13 protein-coding genes are annotated in these 18,972 nt (G+C 58.4%); 9 read left to right on the forward strand and 4 right to left on the reverse strand.

The window, feature by feature from the left end:
- Positions 1 to 24: 24 nt before the first annotated feature.
- The 3 genes from dbpA (at position 25) to yccS (ending at position 5,041) form a co-directional block, all read left to right on the forward strand.
- Entirely contained in the window at positions 25 to 1,404 is a 1,380-nt protein-coding gene (dbpA, locus tag ACVBEG_RS22260; RefSeq protein ID WP_219064461.1) for an ATP-dependent RNA helicase DbpA, read from the forward strand.
- Between the two features lie 129 nt (positions 1,405 to 1,533).
- Positions 1,534 to 2,712 (forward strand): BaiN/RdsA family NAD(P)/FAD-dependent oxidoreductase, encoded by a 1,179-nt coding sequence (locus ACVBEG_RS22265; RefSeq protein ID WP_322177496.1) that lies wholly within the window; start codon positions 1,534 to 1,536, stop codon positions 2,710 to 2,712.
- A gap of 145 nt (positions 2,713 to 2,857) precedes the next feature.
- Positions 2,858 to 5,041 carry a YccS family putative transporter gene (gene yccS / locus ACVBEG_RS22270; protein WP_322177495.1) on the forward strand — a complete coding sequence of 728 codons (2,184 nt, stop codon included), beginning with the start codon at positions 2,858 to 2,860 and terminating at the stop codon, positions 5,039 to 5,041.
- 19 nt (positions 5,042 to 5,060) lie between these two features.
- Here yccS and ACVBEG_RS22275 read toward each other — a convergent pair whose 3' ends face one another.
- Positions 5,061 to 5,798 (reverse strand): substrate-binding periplasmic protein, encoded by a 738-nt coding sequence (locus ACVBEG_RS22275; protein WP_322277922.1) that lies wholly within the window; start codon positions 5,796 to 5,798, stop codon positions 5,061 to 5,063.
- Between the two features lie 431 nt (positions 5,799 to 6,229).
- Between ACVBEG_RS22275 and ACVBEG_RS22280 the strand changes: the two genes are divergently transcribed.
- Positions 6,230 to 6,688: a GNAT family N-acetyltransferase gene (locus tag ACVBEG_RS22280; RefSeq protein WP_322177493.1), complete on the forward strand. Its 459-nt coding sequence runs from the start codon at positions 6,230 to 6,232 to the stop codon at positions 6,686 to 6,688.
- A 170-nt stretch (positions 6,689 to 6,858) separates the two neighbouring features.
- Complete coding sequence (locus tag ACVBEG_RS22285) at positions 6,859 to 7,062, forward strand: hypothetical protein (protein WP_322177492.1); 204 nt, start codon at positions 6,859 to 6,861, stop codon at positions 7,060 to 7,062.
- Between the two features lie 135 nt (positions 7,063 to 7,197).
- On the opposite strand, the gene ACVBEG_RS22290 is transcribed toward ACVBEG_RS22285, so the two are convergent.
- Together ACVBEG_RS22290 and ACVBEG_RS22295 are read right to left on the reverse strand one after the other, a co-directional pair.
- Complete coding sequence (locus ACVBEG_RS22290) at positions 7,198 to 7,494, reverse strand: winged helix-turn-helix domain-containing protein (RefSeq protein WP_322278489.1); 297 nt, start codon at positions 7,492 to 7,494, stop codon at positions 7,198 to 7,200.
- Between the two features lie 20 nt (positions 7,495 to 7,514).
- A complete protein-coding gene (locus ACVBEG_RS22295) occupies positions 7,515 to 8,036 on the reverse strand; it encodes a YgjP-like metallopeptidase domain-containing protein (protein ID WP_219064466.1) in 522 nt (173 codons plus the stop codon).
- 307 nt (positions 8,037 to 8,343) lie between these two features.
- Here ACVBEG_RS22295 and ACVBEG_RS22300 point away from each other — a divergent pair, with 307 nt between their 5' ends.
- Complete coding sequence (locus ACVBEG_RS22300; RefSeq protein ID WP_322177489.1) at positions 8,344 to 9,009, forward strand: polysaccharide lyase family 7 protein; 666 nt, start codon at positions 8,344 to 8,346, stop codon at positions 9,007 to 9,009.
- Positions 9,010 to 9,125: 116 nt separating this feature from the next.
- On the opposite strand, the gene putP is transcribed toward ACVBEG_RS22300, so the two are convergent.
- Positions 9,126 to 10,616, reverse strand: coding sequence for a sodium/proline symporter PutP (putP, locus tag ACVBEG_RS22305; RefSeq protein WP_322177488.1), 1,491 nt, complete (start codon positions 10,614 to 10,616; stop codon positions 9,126 to 9,128).
- Positions 10,617 to 11,073: 457 nt separating this feature from the next.
- Here putP and putA point away from each other — a divergent pair, with 457 nt between their 5' ends.
- The 3 genes from putA to ACVBEG_RS22320 all read left to right on the forward strand — a co-directional run bounded on the left by putA (position 11,074) and on the right by ACVBEG_RS22320 (position 18,949).
- Positions 11,074 to 15,027, forward strand: a complete 3,954-nt coding sequence (putA, locus tag ACVBEG_RS22310; RefSeq protein WP_443691105.1) for a trifunctional transcriptional regulator/proline dehydrogenase/L-glutamate gamma-semialdehyde dehydrogenase — start codon at positions 11,074 to 11,076, stop codon at positions 15,025 to 15,027.
- Between the two features lie 199 nt (positions 15,028 to 15,226).
- A complete protein-coding gene (locus ACVBEG_RS22315) occupies positions 15,227 to 17,029 on the forward strand; it encodes an acyl-CoA dehydrogenase (protein WP_322177486.1) in 1,803 nt (600 codons plus the stop codon).
- A 177-nt stretch (positions 17,030 to 17,206) separates the two neighbouring features.
- Positions 17,207 to 18,949 carry a potassium/proton antiporter gene (locus ACVBEG_RS22320; RefSeq protein WP_322177485.1) on the forward strand — a complete coding sequence of 581 codons (1,743 nt, stop codon included), beginning with the start codon at positions 17,207 to 17,209 and terminating at the stop codon, positions 18,947 to 18,949.
- Positions 18,950 to 18,972 lie beyond the last annotated feature (23 nt).

The following is an 18,972-nucleotide window of genomic DNA, read 5'->3' on the forward strand; positions in this document are numbered from 1 at the left end:
CATTTTGTTTTGCAGGCCCGTCCCGTGACTAGCACCGCTTTTAACTCACTGCCTCTTTCCGCACCCATGTTGGCTAACCTGGAGTCCCTTGGTTATGCCGAGATGACGCCGATTCAGGCACAGAGCCTGCCGGTGATTCTCAAGGGCATGGACCTGATTGCCCAGGCCAAGACCGGCAGTGGCAAGACCGCTGCGTTCGGCATCGGCCTGCTCAACCCGATCAACCCGCGCTTCTTCGGTTGCCAGGCGTTGGTGCTGTGCCCAACCCGTGAGCTGGCCGACCAGGTGGCCAAGGAAATCCGCCGTCTGGCGCGCTCCGAAGACAACATCAAGGTCCTGACCCTGTGCGGCGGCGTGCCGTTCGGCCCACAGATCGGTTCGTTGGAACACGGCGCGCACATCATCGTCGGCACCCCAGGACGCATTCAGCAGCACCTACGCAAGGGCTCACTGGTCCTCGACGGCCTGAACACGCTGATCCTCGACGAAGCCGACCGTATGCTCGACATGGGTTTCTACGACTCGATCGAGAACATCATCGAGCAGACCCCGGCCAAGCGTCAGACCCTGCTGTTTTCGGCGACCTACCCGACCGGTATCAAGCAGCTGTCCTCGAAGTTCATGCGCACGCCGCAAACGGTCAAGGTCGAAGCCTTGCACGCGGACAGCCAGATCGAGCAGCACTTCTACGAAATCACCCCGGAGCAACGTCTTGAAGCCGTGGTGAAGGTACTCGGGCATTTCCGCCCTCAGTCCTGCGTCGCGTTCTGCTTCACCAAGCAGCAATGCCAGGAAGTGGTCGATCACCTGACCGCCAAAGGCATTTCCGCCGTCGGCCTGCACGGCGACCTGGAACAGCGTGATCGGGATCAAGTCCTGGCGATGTTCGCCAACCGCAGCACCTCGGTGCTGGTTGCGACCGATGTCGCGGCGCGTGGTCTGGATATCGACGCACTGGACATGGTGCTCAACGTCGAACTGGCACGGGACTCGGAAATGCACATTCACCGGGTTGGTCGTACCGGTCGCGCCGGCGAGAAAGGTCTGGCGATCAGCCTGGTTGCACCGTCCGAAGCACACCGTGCCCGAGCCATCGAAGACGTGCAGAGATCTCCGCTGAAGTGGGAACAACTGGACGAACTGAAAAGCAAAGGCGGCGCACCGCTGCAACCGACCATGACCACGCTGATGATCGGCGCGGGCCGTAAGGATAAGGTTCGCCCTGGCGATATTCTTGGCGCTTTGACCGGCGATGCCGGCATTCCCGGCACCCAGGTCGGTAAAATCGCCATTTTCGATTTCCAGGCGTATGTGGCCGTCGAAAGCGTCGTGGCCATGCAAGCGCTGGAGCGCTTGAACAACGGCAAAATCAAAGGCCGCTCGTTGCGCGTGCGGATTTTGTAAGAACCGCCGAAAAGCTTCGCGGATAAATCCGCTCCCACAGGGAAACGCATTCACATTGTGGGAGCGGATTTATCCGCGAAGACGTCATATCAAACACCGAAGATTCAACTGCTCTTTGAGGATTCTGCTTTGCCCGTTACTGACGTTGTGATCATCGGCGCTGGCGCCGCAGGCTTGATGTGCGCGCTGACCGCCGCCAATCGTGGGCGCAAGGTGATGCTGATCGATCACGCGAACAAGGCTGGCAAGAAAATCCTCATGTCTGGCGGTGGGCGCTGCAATTTCACCAACCTCTACACCGAGCCTGACAACTTCCTCTCGCAAAACCCGCACTTCTGCAAATCCGCCCTGGCGCGTTATACCCAATGGGATTTCATCGCCCTGGTGGCCAAGCATGGCGTGGCGTACCACGAGAAAAAACTCGGTCAGTTATTTTGTGATAACAAATCCAGCGACATCCTCGACATGCTGCTCAACGAATGCGAACAGGCTGGCGTCAGCCTGCATCTGGACACGTCGGTGCAGAACATCGAAAAAACCGACACCGGTTACAGCCTGAACACCACGGCGGGCGTGTTGAATTGCCAGTCGCTGGTCGTCGCCACTGGCGGCCTGTCGATCCCGACGCTGGGGGCTACCGGCTTCGGTTATCAAGTGGGCAAGCAGTTCGGCCATACCTTGCTGCCGACCCGTGCCGGGCTGGTGCCGTTCACCATCACCGACCAACTCAAAACGCTGTGCACCGAGTTGTCCGGTACATCGGTGGATTGCCTGGTCAGCTGCAACGACACAAGCTTTCGCGAAAACATCCTGTTCACCCATCGCGGCCTCAGCGGGCCGGCGATTTTGCAGATATCTTCGTTCTGGCAATCAGGCGAAACGGTCGTCATCAACCTGATGCCGGACCACGATGTGCCAAGCTGGCTACTGCAACAACAAGCCGAACGGCCCAACAGCGAACTGAAAACCCTGCTGGGCGAAATCTTCACCAAGAAAATGGCCAACCTGCTCGCCGAGCACTGGTTCGTTTCCAAACCGATGAAGCAGTACACCCCGAGCGAACTCAGCGATATCGCCGAAAAACTCGCGTGCTGGCAGGTGGTGCCCGCAGGTACCGAAGGCTATCGCACGGCGGAAGTGACCCTCGGCGGAATAGACACTCGTGAAGTGTCTTCCAAGACCATGGAGTCGCTGAAATCGCCAGGGCTGTATTTCATTGGCGAAGTGCTGGACGTCAGTGGGCATCTGGGCGGTTTCAATTTCCAGTGGGCCTGGGCCTCGGCCTATGCGGCCGCGCAATACGTCTGACCGGGTGTCGCGGTGAGCGGCAAAGATCGACCAGGAAATAAATTTTGCTAAAGCTCATGTACAGCCCTCGATTGGCGCTGTACATACTTAGCTGAATTTAGCTGAATGCTTAAAGAAACCAGCGAACAAGGCCGTTAGCTCACTTATGTCATCGACTTCCTTTCGTCATACGCTCCGTCGTTTGTGGGCGCTGGACAAGTTCAGCTACAGCATGCGGGTGTTTATTGCGCTAACCGGCAGCATGGCGCTGTGCTGGTATCAAAATGAAATGGGCCTGCTGACCCCGGTTTTTCTGGGAATTATCGCCAGCGCCCTGGCCGAAACCGATGACAGCTGGCAGGGCCGCCTGAATGCGCTGGCAGTGACGCTGGTGTGTTTCAGCGTCGCGTCACTTGCCGTCGAGCTGCTATTCCCCTACCCCCTGATTTTTGTCTTTGCGCTGGCGCTGGCCGCCTTTGGCCTGACCATGCTCGGCGCCTTGGGCGAACGGTATGGCACCATCGCTTCGGCCACGCTGATTCTGTCTGTGTACACCATGATCGGCGTGGATCAGCGCGGGGGCGAGGTCAACGATTTCTGGCACGAGCCCATGCTGCTGGTCGCTGGCGCCGCCTGGTATGGGCTGCTGTCGGTGCTGTGGCAAATGCTGTTTTCCAATCAGCCTGTGCAGCAAAGCCTGGCCCGACTGTTTCGTGAGCTGGGGCTGTATCTGGAACTCAAGGCGACACTGTTCGAGCCGATCCGGCAACTCGACATCGAAGCGCGCCGACTGAAACTGGCGCAGCAAAACGGTCGCGTCGTCGCGGCCCTGAATGCAGCCAAGGAAATCATTCTGCACCGCGTCGGCGATGGGCGGCCCGGCGCCAAGGTCAGTCGCTATCTGAAGCTGTACTTTCTCGCCCAGGACATTCACGAACGCGCCAGTTCGTCGCATTACCCCTACAACGCGTTGGCCGAAGCGTTCTTCCACAGTGATGTACTGTTCCGTTGTTTGCGCTTGCTGCGCCAACAGGGAGTCGCCTGCCGCTTGCTGTCGGAGTCGATCCAGTTGCGTCAGCCATTCATCTACGATGAGGGCTTTGCCCACGCGCAGGAAGACTTGCACGCTTCGCTGGAGTACCTGCGCACCCAGAACAACCCGGCATGGCGTGGGCTCCTGCGCTCATTGCGCGCTCTGGCCGCGAACCTGGGCACACTCGATCGACTGATCAAGGATGCCAGCAATCCCGACAGCCTGGCCGACGCCACAGACAGCAGCCTGCTCGACCGTTCGCCCCACACATTCAAGGACGTGTGGGATCGCTTGCGCCTGCAAATGACCCCCACCTCGCTGCTGTTCCGCCACGCCTTGCGTCTGCCATTGGCGTTGAGCATCGGTTACGGCATGGTGCACTTGGTGCACCCGACCCAGGGTTACTGGATCATTCTGACCACGCTGTTCGTCTGCCAACCCAACTACGGCGCAACCCGGCGCAAACTGGTTCAACGGATCAGTGGTACGGCGATAGGCCTGACTGCAGGATGGGCGTTGTTTGATCTATTCCCCAGCCCGCTGATTCAAGCAATGTTCGCCGTGGTCGCTGGTGTGGTGTTCTTCGTCAACCGAACCACCCGCTACACCCTGTCGACGGCGGCAATCACCTTGATGGTGTTGTTCTGCTTCAACCAGGTAGGCGACAGTTACGGACTGTTCCTTCCGCGGTTGTTCGACACCTTGCTTGGAAGCTTGATTGCCGGGCTGACCGTGTTCCTGTTCCTTCCGGACTGGCAGGGGCGGCGCTTGAATAAAGTGCTGGCGAACACCCTGACCTGCAACAGCATTTACCTGCGCCAGATCATGCAGCAATACGCCAAAGGCAAAAGTGATGACCTGACGTACCGCCTGGCCCGGCGCAACGCGCACAACGCCGATGCGGCACTGTCCACCACCTTGGCTAATATGCTGATGGAGCCGGGGCACTTCCGCAAAGAAGCCGACGTGGGCTTTCGCTTTCTGGTGTTGTCACACACGTTGCTCAGCTACCTGTCGGGCTTGGGCGCGCACCGCGAAACCCAGTTGCCGGCCGAAGTACGCGAACATTTGATTGAGGGTGCTGCGGCAAGCCTGGCAGCGAGCATTGATGAAATCGCCCAAAGCCTGGCCAATAAAAAACCGGTAGCGATCCAGAGCGATGCCGAAGAAGCGCTGGCCAGCGATCTGGAGCACATGCCCGATGACATGGACGAAAGCCAGCGATTGGTGCAAACCCAACTCGCATTGATCGGCCGGCAATTGGGACCGCTGCGAACATTGGCTGCGCATTTGATCAAAGAGCCCACAGAAGCCTGAAACCTGTTCACACAGCCTGTTACAGGCCGTGCTGGCGAAACATCCGGGCGTAACTGCCATCGGCTTTCATCGCTGCAATGCCTCGGTCAAAGTTGGCGACAATCTGCGCATGATTGGGGTTCTTCAGACTGACCAGAATATGCAGACCGTTCTCGCTCAGTGGTTTAGGCAAAAATTCAACACTCTCGCGGACACGAGGCGCTTCACTGCTGAGGTTGTAGCGAGCGACATATTCGTCCTCCACCGCCAGCGCCACCCGTCCTGCTGCCAGCATGCGCACCGCCACGGAGAAACTGTGCACCGGAACTTTTTGTAGTTCGGGATCACCGTCGAAAGCGGATGAATAGGCATAGCCGCGTACCACGGCAATCGGGTAAGCGTGCAGCGCCTTCAGACGGTCGAACTCGATGGACGAGTCCTTGCGTTTGAGGAAGCGCACCCGGTTGATCAGGTACTCGTTAGAAAACTCACCGATCAACGTTCGCTCATGATTGAACCAGGCACTGACCAGCACGTCATAACGCCCGTCGCCAATACCTTGCAGCGCCCTTGCCCACGGCACTTGTTCGAACTCGCTGGCGTATCCCGCCCGCGCCAGGGCCGTACTGACAAGATCAGTGGCGAGGCCGCCATTGACCAGATTGATGTCGGTGAACGGAGGCCAGGCATCGGCCACCAAACGTAGCTTCTCCGCTGCGGCGGCTTGCGTCAGCAACAACAAACCCATCAAACCCATGGCTCGAAGCAGTCGCGGCATGCTCAAGTTCCTGAGGCAGGCAGATCGCCCGCCGTATTAAGGGCGCGTTACGCTTGGACTCTCATTAACAGTGGTCCATAAAACCCGGAACCCAGGGGCTCAATGCAGATTACACAAATATGACATGGCAACCAATCCGGATGAGGGCTATTAGCCTCGATTGAATACTCATAGTGGAGCAGGCACAACTCATATGAGTGATTGATGTGAGCGCTGGCTCAAGGAATCGTTCTAATGCGGTGCTTGCCAGCCAAAGACTGACCCCGTAGCCATGCCACTGGACAGGTTGTTTTTTGCGCTGAGCTACTGCTTTATCAAGACCTCCTGGCCTGAATCACCGCACTCAGCATTAAGCCGCTACAGTTTTGTTTGGCCTCTCACACGATGCTGGCTTTAGTATTCGACCAGAATGTCTATTCAGAGTCCGCCATATGTCTATCAATTGGGTCTGCAAACACCATACCGATCTCAGCAAAGAACAGCTGTACGCCATTTTGCAGCTGCGTGCCGAAGTGTTCGTGGTCGAGCAAAAATGCTGTTATCAGGATGTCGACGGTCAGGACCTGGATGGCGACACCTGCCACCTGATGGCATGGGAAAACGATCTTCTGGTGGCTTATCTGCGCCTGCTTGACCCCATCCAGCAAGGCGGCGACGTAGTGATCGGTCGGGTTGTGACAGCCCCCACTGCGCGCAATAAAGGCATGGGCCATGCGCTGATGATTCAGGCGCTGGAGCACGCTGAAAAGCAATGGCCTGACCAACCAATCTACCTTGCGGCCCAAGCGCATCTGCAAGGCTATTACGGACGCTATGGCTTCACCCCGGTGGGCGAGGTGTATCTGGAAGACGACATCCCCCATATCGGCATGCGCCGTGACTTGGAATAAAAACGCATTCCTGGATGAGAAGAGCGAAAGCAGGACGTATTGGAAACATGCCGCAAAACTCATGCGGCTTTAGCGGGGGACGCGACAAATATATACCGCACAGCAGGGGCCGACAGAGGTAAACATCAGGGCGTCCATAAGGACATCTCAACTGCATAAGGAACATGTACATGACTAATGAAGAAGCCCTTCAACAGATCCAGCATTTGATCGGCAGCCGCTACGTGCCTACTGTCAAAGCCTACATCAGTGAACTGACCGGTCGACCTCGCGTGGTCGGTCTGAAGGACGTTGCCACCCGGGAGTTTGATACACAGCGAATTGGCATGACCGGTGATGACGCAGGCATCGTCACAGCCTTCAGTTTCGGCTAAGCAGGTACCCTTGAGCATTCAACTTTTCCCTGGATGCTCATTACTCCATTCGGCTTGCTCGCCGACACGCTCCAACGATGAGAGCTAAGCGCTATAGCGTTGGCTCTCATCGCCAACTCGCAGGCACATCGCGCCTCAGGGGTAGCCCAGCACCGTCTTGATCTGCACCAGATGCTGCGCAATCCAGCCTTTGTCGATCGCCCCCCACTCGCGGATCTGATAACCGCCTGCATGATTGCGTGCGCCGTCCAACTGTTCGAATTCACAGAGAATATCGAGATCGGCCAGGGCGGCAATGGTGTCCTGCGCCGTGCGACGCGGCATGCCGGTGGCCTCCATCAAAGCGGGGACACTGCTGGCGATCCGGCTGTCTATCAAATACGCCACATACAACCGGCGATAAAAACTGCTTTTGGTCTTGCTGACGTCCATCGTCAAATCCTTATCGAGGCTCATTCGGTGGCCTTGCCTTGCAGGTCGCGCCAGGTCAGGTAAATGCGTAGATCGAACTCCAACTGGTGGTAGCCGGGCTGCATGTACTCACAAAGCTGATAAAACGCCTTGTTGTGGTCGGATTCCTTGAAGTGCGCCAACTCGTGCACCACGATCATTTTCAGAAACTCTGGAGCGGCCTCCTTGAACAACGACGCGATGCGGATTTCTTTCTTGGCCTTGAGCTTGCCACCCTGCACACGGGATATCGCCGTATGCAGGCCCAGCGCTCGATGCGTCAGGTCCAGACGATTATCGAACAGCACCTTGTCGATATTCGGCGCATTACGCAGATGCTCTTGCTTCAACGCCAAAGCATAGGCGTACAGCGCTTTATCGCTCTGCACGGCATGCCGCTCCGGGTAGCGTTGCTTCAGGTAAGCGTCCAGCCGATTCTGTGCAATCAACTGACGCACTTGGTCTTGCAAGGCCGGCGGGTAGGCTTGCAGGTATTTCAAGGGAGAGAGGGCTGGCGCGGTCATAAGGAGCAACGAAGATTTGGGAGCACCCAGTGTACCGAATTCAGCTCACTTTGAGCCCCGCCCCATCGAACGGTTGGGCAAACTGCGCGACGGTAACCAACGACGAAACGCAGCTCGATCCGACTAACGGTATATCGCTTCAGGGAGTAACGCACGGGTGTTTGAGCCCCTGCAGAGGCACTTTGACACCACCCATTCACCGGGCCAGCATTAACAAACACGTGCTCAGCCCGTATAAAGGTCGCGCCCAAACCCTTGCGCTAGACGCTTTCCTGCTGGCAATGAGACATATTTGGAAGACTGAACAATGATCGATCTGGCATCCTGGAATTTGAGCATCCCCGTGGGCTCCCCCCCGGCGACTATCGACACGCCCAAATTGGTCGACGGCTACAACGGCAAATATTTCCACGCCGACACGGGAACCCTGTTTTTTTGGGCTCCGGTCACGGGCTCGCGTACCGCCAACGCCAAATACCCGCGCAGCGAACTCCGAGAAACCTACTCCAATGGCACGCTGCACAATTGGTTGTACCCCAGCGGCGATCACTTTTTGCGCGCAACCCTCGCCGTCAATCAGGTGCCATCATCGGGCAGAATCGTCATCGGCCAGATTCATGCCTACGAGAGTACCGAGCCGCTGCTGAAGGTCGAATACCAATACAAGGACGCGACGAAGAGCGGCATCGTCGTCGCCAAAGTGCGCAATCGGTTTGATGACCAGAAGAGTCGCGTGATTATCATCGCCGAGAACGTGCCGCTCAATGAACAATTCAAATACATCATCCACCTGAGCCCGGGGGGTGACTTGGGCGTTAGCGTGCGCGACGCGAACTGGAGCAGCCCGATCAGTGCCACCTGGCGTGACAAGCCTCTGTACTTCAAGGCTGGCGTCTATGCCCAGGACAACTCTGGCTACACCAATGAAGGAGGTATGGCGACGTTCTACAAGCTGGATATCGACCACAACTAAACCTGATCACACCGCTCACTAAAAACGACCCCACACAAAAAACGGCCCGACATCCTGAAGATGCGGGCCGTTTTTTTTGAAACATGAGCCAGCCGTAAGCCAGCCCATCCATTCACTCAGCGAGAAGCGTCGTTGAACTCTTTCTCGGCTGCATCGAAGCGCGTCAACATACCCGCCGTTGGCCCCTTGCCAATCAGGCTGAAAACCACGATGGCAATGCTGGCGAAGATGAAGCCAGGAATGATTTCGTACAGACCCAGCAGGCTGAAGTGCTTCCAGACGATGACGGTGATCGCGCCGACCAGAATACCGGCTAGGGCGCCGTTACGCGTCATGCCCTTCCACAGCACCGAGATCAATACCACAGGACCGAAAGCAGCACCGAAACCTGCCCAGGCATAGCTGACCAGACCCAACACCCTGTTATCCGGATTAGAGGCCAGGGCGATGGCAATCAGCGCGATCAACAGAACCATGCTGCGCCCTACCCATACCAGCTCGGCCTGCGAAGCGCGTTTGCGGAAGAAAGCTTTGTAGAAGTCTTCGGTCAGCGCGCTGGAGCACACCAGCAACTGACAGCTCAAGGTACTCATCACCGCAGCAAGAATCGCCGACAGCAACACACCGGCAATCCATGGGTTGAACAGGATTTTCGCCAGTTCGATGAATACCCGCTCCGGGTTCTCGAGAACCGGGCCGACGAGATCAGGGTGCACCGAGAAGTACGCGATACCGAAGAAGCCCACTGCTACCGTGCCGCCCAGACACAGGATCATCCAGGTCATGGAGATCCGACGCGCTTTGGCAATCGACTTGACCGAATCCGCCGCCATGAACCGCGCAAGGATGTGCGGTTGGCCGAAGTAGCCCAACCCCCAACCCATCAACGAAATGACGCCGATGAAGCTGGTATTTTTCAGCATGTCGAAGTTAGTCGGGTCTTTCGCTTCGATCACCAGGAATGTGGTATCGATGCCTCCGGTGGCCAGCAATACGATAATCGGCGTAAGGATCAACGCGAAGATCATCAGCGTGGCCTGCACGGTATCGGTCCAGCTCACCGCAAGGAAACCGCCGACGAAGGTGTAGGCGATGGTCGCGGCAGCGCCGGCCCACAACGCAGTCTCGTAAGACATGCCGAAAGTGCTTTCAAACAAGCGGGCGCCGGCCACGATGCCCGATGCACAATAGATGGTGAAAAACACCAGGATCACGATGGCCGAGATAATCCGCAGCAACCCGCTCTTGTCTTCGAAACGGCCGGTGAAGTAATCCGGCAGGGTCAATGCGTCGCCATTGTGTTCGGTCTGCACCCGCAGCCGCCCCGCAACGAACAGCCAGTTCAGGTAAGCACCGACGATCAGGCCGATGGCGATCCAGCTTTCCGACAGACCTGACATGTAAATGGCGCCTGGCAGCCCCATCAACAGCCAGCCACTCATGTCCGATGCGCCAGCCGAAAGCGCGGTGACCACACTGCCGAGGCTACGACCACCCAGAATATAATCAGAAAGGTTGTTGGTAGAGCGATAGGCCATGAAGCCGATCAGCACCATTGCTGCGATGTAGATCACAAAGGTGATCAGGGTTGGGTTGCTGACAATCATTGAGCTGAGCCCTGGCATTGTTTTTATTTAGCGGCGGCTATCAGGCACGCCGAAACGAAGAGCTCGCCTCGCATGCATGAACTACTGACCGCGCGTTTGACTGAAATTTCCCCAGGAAAATGTCAGCAGATGAACCTCATGCGTACCGGGTTGCACCTTGGCCGCGAATCCTAGTCAACTATGCAAATAAGGCGCAACCAGTTTTGGAAATTAAGTTGCACCTTATTGAGTCTTTTACGTACCGGAATGTTTTTTGCTTCCTTTCGGAGCAAAAAAGCACTTTTACATAATTAAAAGCACCATAAGAGCGCGCTTAGTTCTGGCTGCTCCTCGTTTTCCGAGATGAGCAAAAAATTTCCGATGAAAATAGGTTGCACTAGGTTGCACCCCGTCAAACGCGAGGCTAATCTGAGCGCCAGCTGATGCCACACCGTGGTGGCGATAACGAGGACAAGAAATGGCGACGACCACCCTGGGTGTCAAACTTGACGACCCTACCCGTGAGCGATTGAAAGCCGCTGCTCAATCAATCGACCGCACTCCACACTGGTTGATCAAGCAAGCGATTTTCAACTACCTGGAAAAACTCGAAGGGGGTGCAACCCTGACAGAGTTGAACGGGCTGACACTCAAGGATGGCGACGACCACGTCGGCCTGCCAGCAGACATCGCCCACCAGTGCTTCCTCGAGTTCGCCGAGAGCATCCTGCCGCAATCGGTTTTGCGTGCGGCGATTACCTCCGCCTATCGCCGCCCGGAACCTGAAGTGGTACCGATGCTGCTGGAACAGGCGCGCCTGCCCGTGAGCATGGCCGAGGCCACCCAGAAGCTCGCCGCGAGCATCGCCGAAAAACTGCGCAATCAGAAAAGCGCGGGAGGCCGTGCCGGCATCGTCCAGGGTTTGTTGCAAGAATTCTCGTTGTCCTCTCAAGAAGGCGTGGCACTGATGTGCCTGGCCGAAGCGCTGCTGCGCATCCCGGACAAGGGCACCCGCGACGCACTGATTCGCGACAAGATCAGCACCGGAAACTGGCAGCCGCACTTGGGCAATAGTCCGTCGCTGTTCGTCAACGCTGCCACGTGGGGCCTGCTACTGACCGGCAAACTGGTCGCTACCCATAATGAAACAGGCCTGACCTCTTCGCTGAGCCGGATCATTGGCAAAAGCGGCGAGCCGATGATCCGAAAAGGCGTGGACATGGCGATGCGCCTGATGGGCGAGCAGTTCGTCACCGGCGAAACCATCGCAGAAGCCCTGGCCAATGCCAGCCGCTTCGAAGCCAAGGGCTTCCGCTACTCCTACGACATGCTCGGTGAAGCGGCCCTGACCGAACACGACGCACAGAAATACCTCGCGTCCTACGAGCAAGCGATCCACTCCATTGGCAAAGCGTCCCATGGTCGTGGCATTTATGAAGGCCCCGGGATCTCGATCAAACTCTCCGCCCTGCACCCGCGCTACAGCCGCGCGCAGTACGAACGCGTCATGGAAGAGTTGTACCCGCGCCTGTTGTCGCTGACCTTGCTGGCCAAGCAATACGACATCGGCCTGAACATCGACGCCGAAGAGGCCGACCGTCTCGAGCTGTCACTGGATCTGCTGGAACGCCTGTGCTTCGAGCCGCAGCTGACCGGCTGGAACGGCATTGGCTTCGTGATTCAGGCGTACCAGAAACGGTGCCCGTATGTGATTGACTACGTGATCGATCTGGCCCGCCGCAGCCGCCATCGCCTGATGATCCGCTTGGTGAAAGGCGCGTACTGGGACAGCGAAATCAAACGCGCCCAGGTCGACGGCCTGGAAGGCTATCCGGTCTATACCCGCAAGGTATACACCGACGTTTCCTACATCGCCTGCGCACGCAAACTGCTGTCTGTGCCGGAAGTCATCTATCCGCAATTTGCCACGCACAACGCCCACACCCTGGCAGCGATCTACCATATTGCCGGTCAGAACTATTACCCCGGCCAGTACGAGTTCCAGTGCCTCCACGGCATGGGCGAACCGTTGTACGAACAAGTGGTGGGCAAGGTTGCCGATGGCAAGCTGAACCGCCCATGCAGGGTCTATGCACCGGTCGGCACCCACGAAACATTGTTGGCGTACTTGGTACGTCGCCTCCTGGAAAACGGCGCGAACACCTCGTTCGTCAACCGCATTGCCGACCACTCCATCGCCATTCAGGAACTGGTGGCCGATCCAGTGAGCAGCATCGAGCAGATGGCCGCGCAGGAAGGCGGCTTCGGCCTGCCACACCCACGTATCCCGCTGCCGCGTGATCTTTACGGCCCGGCTCGCGCCAACTCCAGCGGTATCGACCTGGCAAACGAACACCGCCTGGCGTCGCTGTCCTCGGCATTGCTGGCAACCGCGCACAACGACTGGAAAGCCGCTCCGATGCTCGGCAGCCCTGCGAGCACCGGCGCTTTTGCGCCGGTCCTGAACCCGTCGGATTTGCGTGATGTGGTCGGTCACGTTCAGGAAGCCAATCTGGAAGACGTCGATAACGCCATCCAGTGTGCGCTCAACGCCGCCCCCATCTGGCAAGCGACACCACCCGCAGAACGCGCTGCGATCCTGGAACGTGCCGCTGAGTTGATGGAGGGTGAAATCCAGCCGCTGATGGGCCTGCTGGCGCGTGAAGCCGGCAAGACATTCGCCAACGCCATCGCCGAAGTACGTGAAGCCGTGGACTTCCTGCGTTACTACGCAGTGCAGGCGCGCAATGACTTCACCAACGACGCGCATCGCCCCTTAGGGCCAGTGGTCTGTATCAGCCCGTGGAACTTCCCGCTGGCTATTTTCAGTGGCCAGGTCGCCGCCGCATTGGCCGCCGGTAACCCGGTGCTGGCCAAACCCGCCGAACAAACCCCGCTGATTGCTGCACAAGCGGTGCGCTTGTTACTTGAAGCCGGCATCCCTGAGGGCGTGGTGCAACTGCTGCCGGGCCGTGGTGAAACGGTCGGCGCACGTCTGGTGGGGGATAATCGGGTCAAGGGCGTGATGTTCACGGGTTCGACCGAAGTCGCGCGCTTGCTGCAACGCAATATCGCCGGTCGCCTGGACGCACAAGGTCGGCCGATTCCGCTGATCGCCGAAACCGGCGGACAAAACGCGATGATCGTCGACTCCTCCGCGCTGACCGAACAAGTGGTCATCGACGTGGTGTCCTCGGCCTTCGACAGTGCCGGTCAACGCTGCTCGGCTCTGCGTGTGCTATGCCTGCAAGAGGACTCTGCCGACCGCGTGATCGAAATGCTTAAAGGCGCCATGGCTGAATGCCGCCTTGGCAACCCGGAGCGTTTGTCCGTGGATATCGGGCCGGTGATCGATGCCGAGGCCAAAGCCGGGATCGAGAAGCACATCCAGGCCATGCGCGACAAAGGCCGCACCGTGTACCAGATGGCGATTGCCGACAGCACAGAAATAAAGCGCGGCACCTATGTGATGCCAACCTTGATCGAACTGGAAAGCTTCGACGAACTGCAACGGGAGATCTTCGGCCCAGTGCTGCACGTGGTGCGCTACAAGCGTAAGGAACTGGACCAGCTGATCGGCCAGATCAACGCCTCGGGCTACGGTCTGACGCTCGGTGTGCACACGCGTATCGACGAAACCATCGCCAAGGTCGTCGACAAGGTCAATGCCGGTAACGTCTACGTCAACCGCAACATCGTCGGCGCTGTAGTGGGTGTGCAGCCGTTCGGAGGTGAAGGGTTGTCGGGCACCGGGCCTAAAGCCGGTGGACCGCTGTACCTCTATCGCCTGCTCTCGGTTCGCCCGGTGGATGCCATCGAGCAGTCCTTCGCTCGCGGCGATGCGCTGGCTGCGCCGGACACCCAGATGCGTGAAGCCATGAGCAAACCGCTCGGCGCCCTGCAAGCCTGGGCCAGCAGTCACCAGCAAGACGCGCTGGGCGCGTTGTGCAAACAGTTCGCCGAGCAGTCGCAAAGCGGCACCATCCGCTTGCTGAACGGCCCGACCGGCGAACGCAACAGCTACAGCCTGCTGCCCCGTGAGCATGTGCTGTGTCTGGCGGACATCGAAGCTGACCTGTTGATCCAGCTGGCCGCCGTATTGGCCGTCGGTAGCACCGCTGTGGTGCCGGAAAACGACGTGAGCAAACCACTGCGCGCTCGCCTGCCTAAAGAAGTACAGGCACGCATCCAGTTGATCGCTGACTGGAACAAGGACGAAGTGGTCATCGATGCAGTCCTGCATCACGGCGACTCCGACCAACTGCGAGCGATCTGCCAGCAAGTCGCCAAACGCGCTGGCGCTATCGTCGGGGTTCAAGGCCTGTCACACGGCGAAACCAACATCGCGCTGGAGCGCCTGGTGATCGAGCGAGCCCTGAGCGTGAACACTGCGGCAGCAGGAGGAAATGCCAGCTTGATGACGATTGGTTAATCGTTAGCGCAGCGGGTACAAAAGGGGAGCTCAGGCTCCCCTTTTTTTCACAAAAAAATCGTCCGGCAAATTTGAAACAGCACGTCATCTAACTCGACTTACCCCACGTTTTACCCCTCCATCACCCGCATCAATCTTGCTATTCAGCAGCCTGCTCCAACGCCTAGACTCCGAGCACTCCAAAAAAAGGTAGGCCGCCATGTCCGAGACGCTGCTCAGTTCCCGCAATCTGGCTTTCGAGCTGTATGAAGTGCTCGATGCCGAAGCCCTGACCCAGCGCGAGCGTTTCGTCGAGCACAATCGCGAGACCTTCGATGCGGCGATTAGTACGGCGCGGACCATTGCGGAAAAGTATTTCGCCCCGCACAACCGCAAGGGTGACGAGAACGAGCCGCGCTATGAAAACGGCGAGGCGATCCTGATCCCGGAGGTCAAGCCTGCGGTGGATGCATTCCTTGCAGCGGGCTTTCTTAATGCCGCACGTAGCTTCGAGGCGGGCGGTATGCAGTTGCCTACGCTGCTGTCGCAAGCCTGTTTTGCGCATTTTCAATCGGCCAATGCCGCGTCGACGTCGTACCCGTTCCTGACCATGGGTGCGGCCAACCTGATCGAAAGCTTTGGCAGCGAAGAACAGAAACAGCGCTTTTTGCAGCCGATGATCGACGGACGCTTTTTCGGCACCATGGCCCTGACTGAACCGCATGCCGGCTCCTCGCTGTCGGATATTCGCACCCGCGCCGAACCTGCGGCGGACGGCAGCTATCGCCTGCGCGGCAATAAGATTTTCATCTCTGGCGGCGATCATCCGTTGTCGGAAAACATCGTGCACATGGTCCTGGCCAAGCTGCCTGACGCCCCAGCCGGGGTAAAAGGCATCTCGCTGTTTATCGTGCCCAAGTTCCTGGTCAACGATGATGGCAGTCTGGGCAAACGCAACGACGTGCTGCTGGCCGGTTTGTTCCACAAGATGGGCTGGCGCGGCACCACGTCCACGGCGCTGAACTTTGGTGATAACGGCGAGTGTGTCGGCTATCTGGTGGGCAAGCCGCATCAAGGCTTGAGCTATATGTTCCAGATGATGAACGAAGCACGGATCGGCGTCGGCATGGGCGCCGTGATGCTGGGTTACGCCGGGTATCTGTACTCACTGGAGTACGCCCGCGAACGCCCGCAAGGTCGTCTGCCGGACAGCAAAAACCCGGAAACCGCGCCGGTTGCGATCATCCAGCATGCCGACGTCAAACGCATGTTGCTGACGCAGAAAGCCTACGTCGAAGGCGCCTTCGACCTCGGTCTGTATGCGGCGCGGCTATTTGACGACACCACCACCGGGGAAACCGAAGAGGTCCGCAAGCAGGCCCACGAGTTACTCGACTTACTGACGCCTATCGTCAAATCCTGGCCCTCCGAGTTCTGCCTCAAGGCCAACGAACTGGCGATCCAGATTCTCGGCGGCCATGGCTACACCCGCGAATACCCGGTGGAACAGTACTACCGCGATAACCGCTTGAACCCGATTCATGAGGGTACTCACGGCATTCAGTCGCTGGACCTGCTCGGGCGAAAACTGGGGCAAAACGGCGGTGCCGGACTCAAGCAACTGATCCGCCTGATCGCCGACACCGCAGCACGTGCTCAGGCTCATGAAGGTTTAACCCCGCTGCGCCAACCACTGGAGCAATTGGTGGCACGCCTGCAAACCGTGACCATCGGCCTGTTGACCGACCTGGCGCAGGGCAAGGTCAATAGCAGCCTGGCCAATTCGGCGCTGTACCTGAAGGCGTTCGGCCATACCGTGATCGGCTGGCGCTGGCTGGAACAGGCGATCCGCGCAGAAGAAGGCCTGGCAAAAGGCAACGAAGCCGATGTCAGCTTCTATAAAGGCAAGCTTCAAGCTGCCCGGTACTTCCTGACGTGGGAAATACCGGGCTGCCATCACGAGCTGGCGATTCTCGAAGCGAGGGATGACACCTGCCTGTCAATGCAGGACGCCTGGTTTTAACGGGCTGGCAGACTCGCTGTCGCGCACGTCATAAGGCAAATCATCCCGACTGATCCAAGCCCCAAACAGACAAAGCTTTGACAGCCAGCCAATTCAACAGGTTAGAATCGCTTGGCACGCGGACTGCATAGGCAGTTCGCGCCCAGCCTTTTGAATTTGCTTTCTGGAGTACCGCCCTTGGATGCAACAACCATCAACAGCCTGTTCTTGATCGGCGCGTTGCTGGTGGGTGCAAGTATCCTGGTCAGCTCCCTCTCTTCACGTCTGGGCATCCCGATTCTGGTCATCATCCTCGCGGTGGGCATGGCCGCGGGCGTCGATGGCGGCGGGATCATTTTCGACAACTACCCAACGGCGTATCTGGTCGGCAACCTCGCCCTGGCGGTGATTTTGCTCGATGGCGGCTTGCGCACACGCGTCGCCAGCTTCCGGGTTGCGCTGTGGCCGGCCCTGTCATTGGCAACGGTCGGTGTACTGATCACCACCGGGCTGACCGGGGTAGCGGCTGCATGGTTGTTTAATCTGAATTTGATTCAGGGCCTGTTGATCGGCGCCATTGTTGGCTCCACCGATGCTGCGGCGGTCTTCTCGCTGCTGGGCGGCAAAGGCCTGAACGAACGGGTCACCGCCAGCCTGGAAATCGAATCCGGCAGTAACGACCCGATGGCGGTTTTCCTGACCGTGACCCTGATCGACATGCTCGCCAGCGGCGAAACCGGCCTGCACTGGGGCCTGCTGGGGCAACTGATTCGTGAGTTTGGTATCGGCGGGATTATCGGTCTGGGCGGCGGCTGGCTGATGCTGCAACTGGTCAACCGGATCAATCTGGCAAACGGCCTGTACCCCATTCTGGTGATCAGCGGCGGGCTGGCGGTGTTTGCCCTGACCAACGCCATCCACGGCAGCGGCTTTTTAGCGGTGTACCTGTGTGGCCTGGTGCTTGGCAACCGTCCGATCCGCAGTCGCCACGGCATTCTGCACATGCTCGACGGCATGGCCTGGCTGGCGCAGATCGGCATGTTCCTGGTGCTGGGCCTGCTGGTCACACCGCATGATTTACTGCCTATCGCCCTGCCCGCGCTGGGTCTGGCACTGTGGATGATTCTGTTTGCCCGGCCGCTGTCGGTGCTGGTCGGCCTGCTGCCATTCAAGGCGTTCCATGACCGGGAAAAAGCATTTATCGCCTGGGTCGGTCTGCGCGGCGCGGTGCCGATCATTCTCGCGGTGTTCCCGCTTATGGCCGGGCTGCCCCACGCCCAGCTGTATTTCAACCTCGCGTTTTTTATCGTACTTGTCTCGTTGTTGGTCCAGGGAACCAGCCTGCCGTGGGTCGCCAAGCTGCTGAAAGTCACCGTACCGCCAGAACCGGCACCGATTTCACGCGCCGCGCTGGAGGTGCATGCCACCAGTGAGTGGGAACTGTTCGTTTACCGCCTGGGTGCTGAAAAATGGTGCATCGGCGCCGCCCTGCGTGAACTGAAAATGCCCGAGGGCACCCGTATCGCGGCCCTGTTTCGAGGTCAGCAACTGCTCCATCCGTCGGGTAGTACCACCCTTGAAGTCGGTGATCTGCTTTGCGTGATCGGCCATGAACATGACCTGTCTGCCTTGGGCAAGCTGTTCAGCCAGGCCCCGCAGCGCGGTCTGGATTTGCGTTTCTTCGGCGACTTCGTCCTCGAGGGAGACGCTCAGCTCGGGCCTGTCGCAGCATTGTATGGTTTGAAACTCGACGGTCTGGATCCAGAGATGCCGCTTAGCCAATTCATCATTCAGAAGAATCGCGGCGAGCCTGTGGTCGGCGATCAGATCGAATGGAACGGTACCATTTGGACCGTTGCGGTGATGGACGGGAACAAGATCCTTAAAGTCGGCGTCAAATTTCCCGAAGGGAGCCGCCCAGGTCCTGGGTTGTTCCTCTAAACTCCCTCTCTCTTCGATCAGTT

This window comes from Pseudomonas sp. GG8, assembly GCF_052976945.1.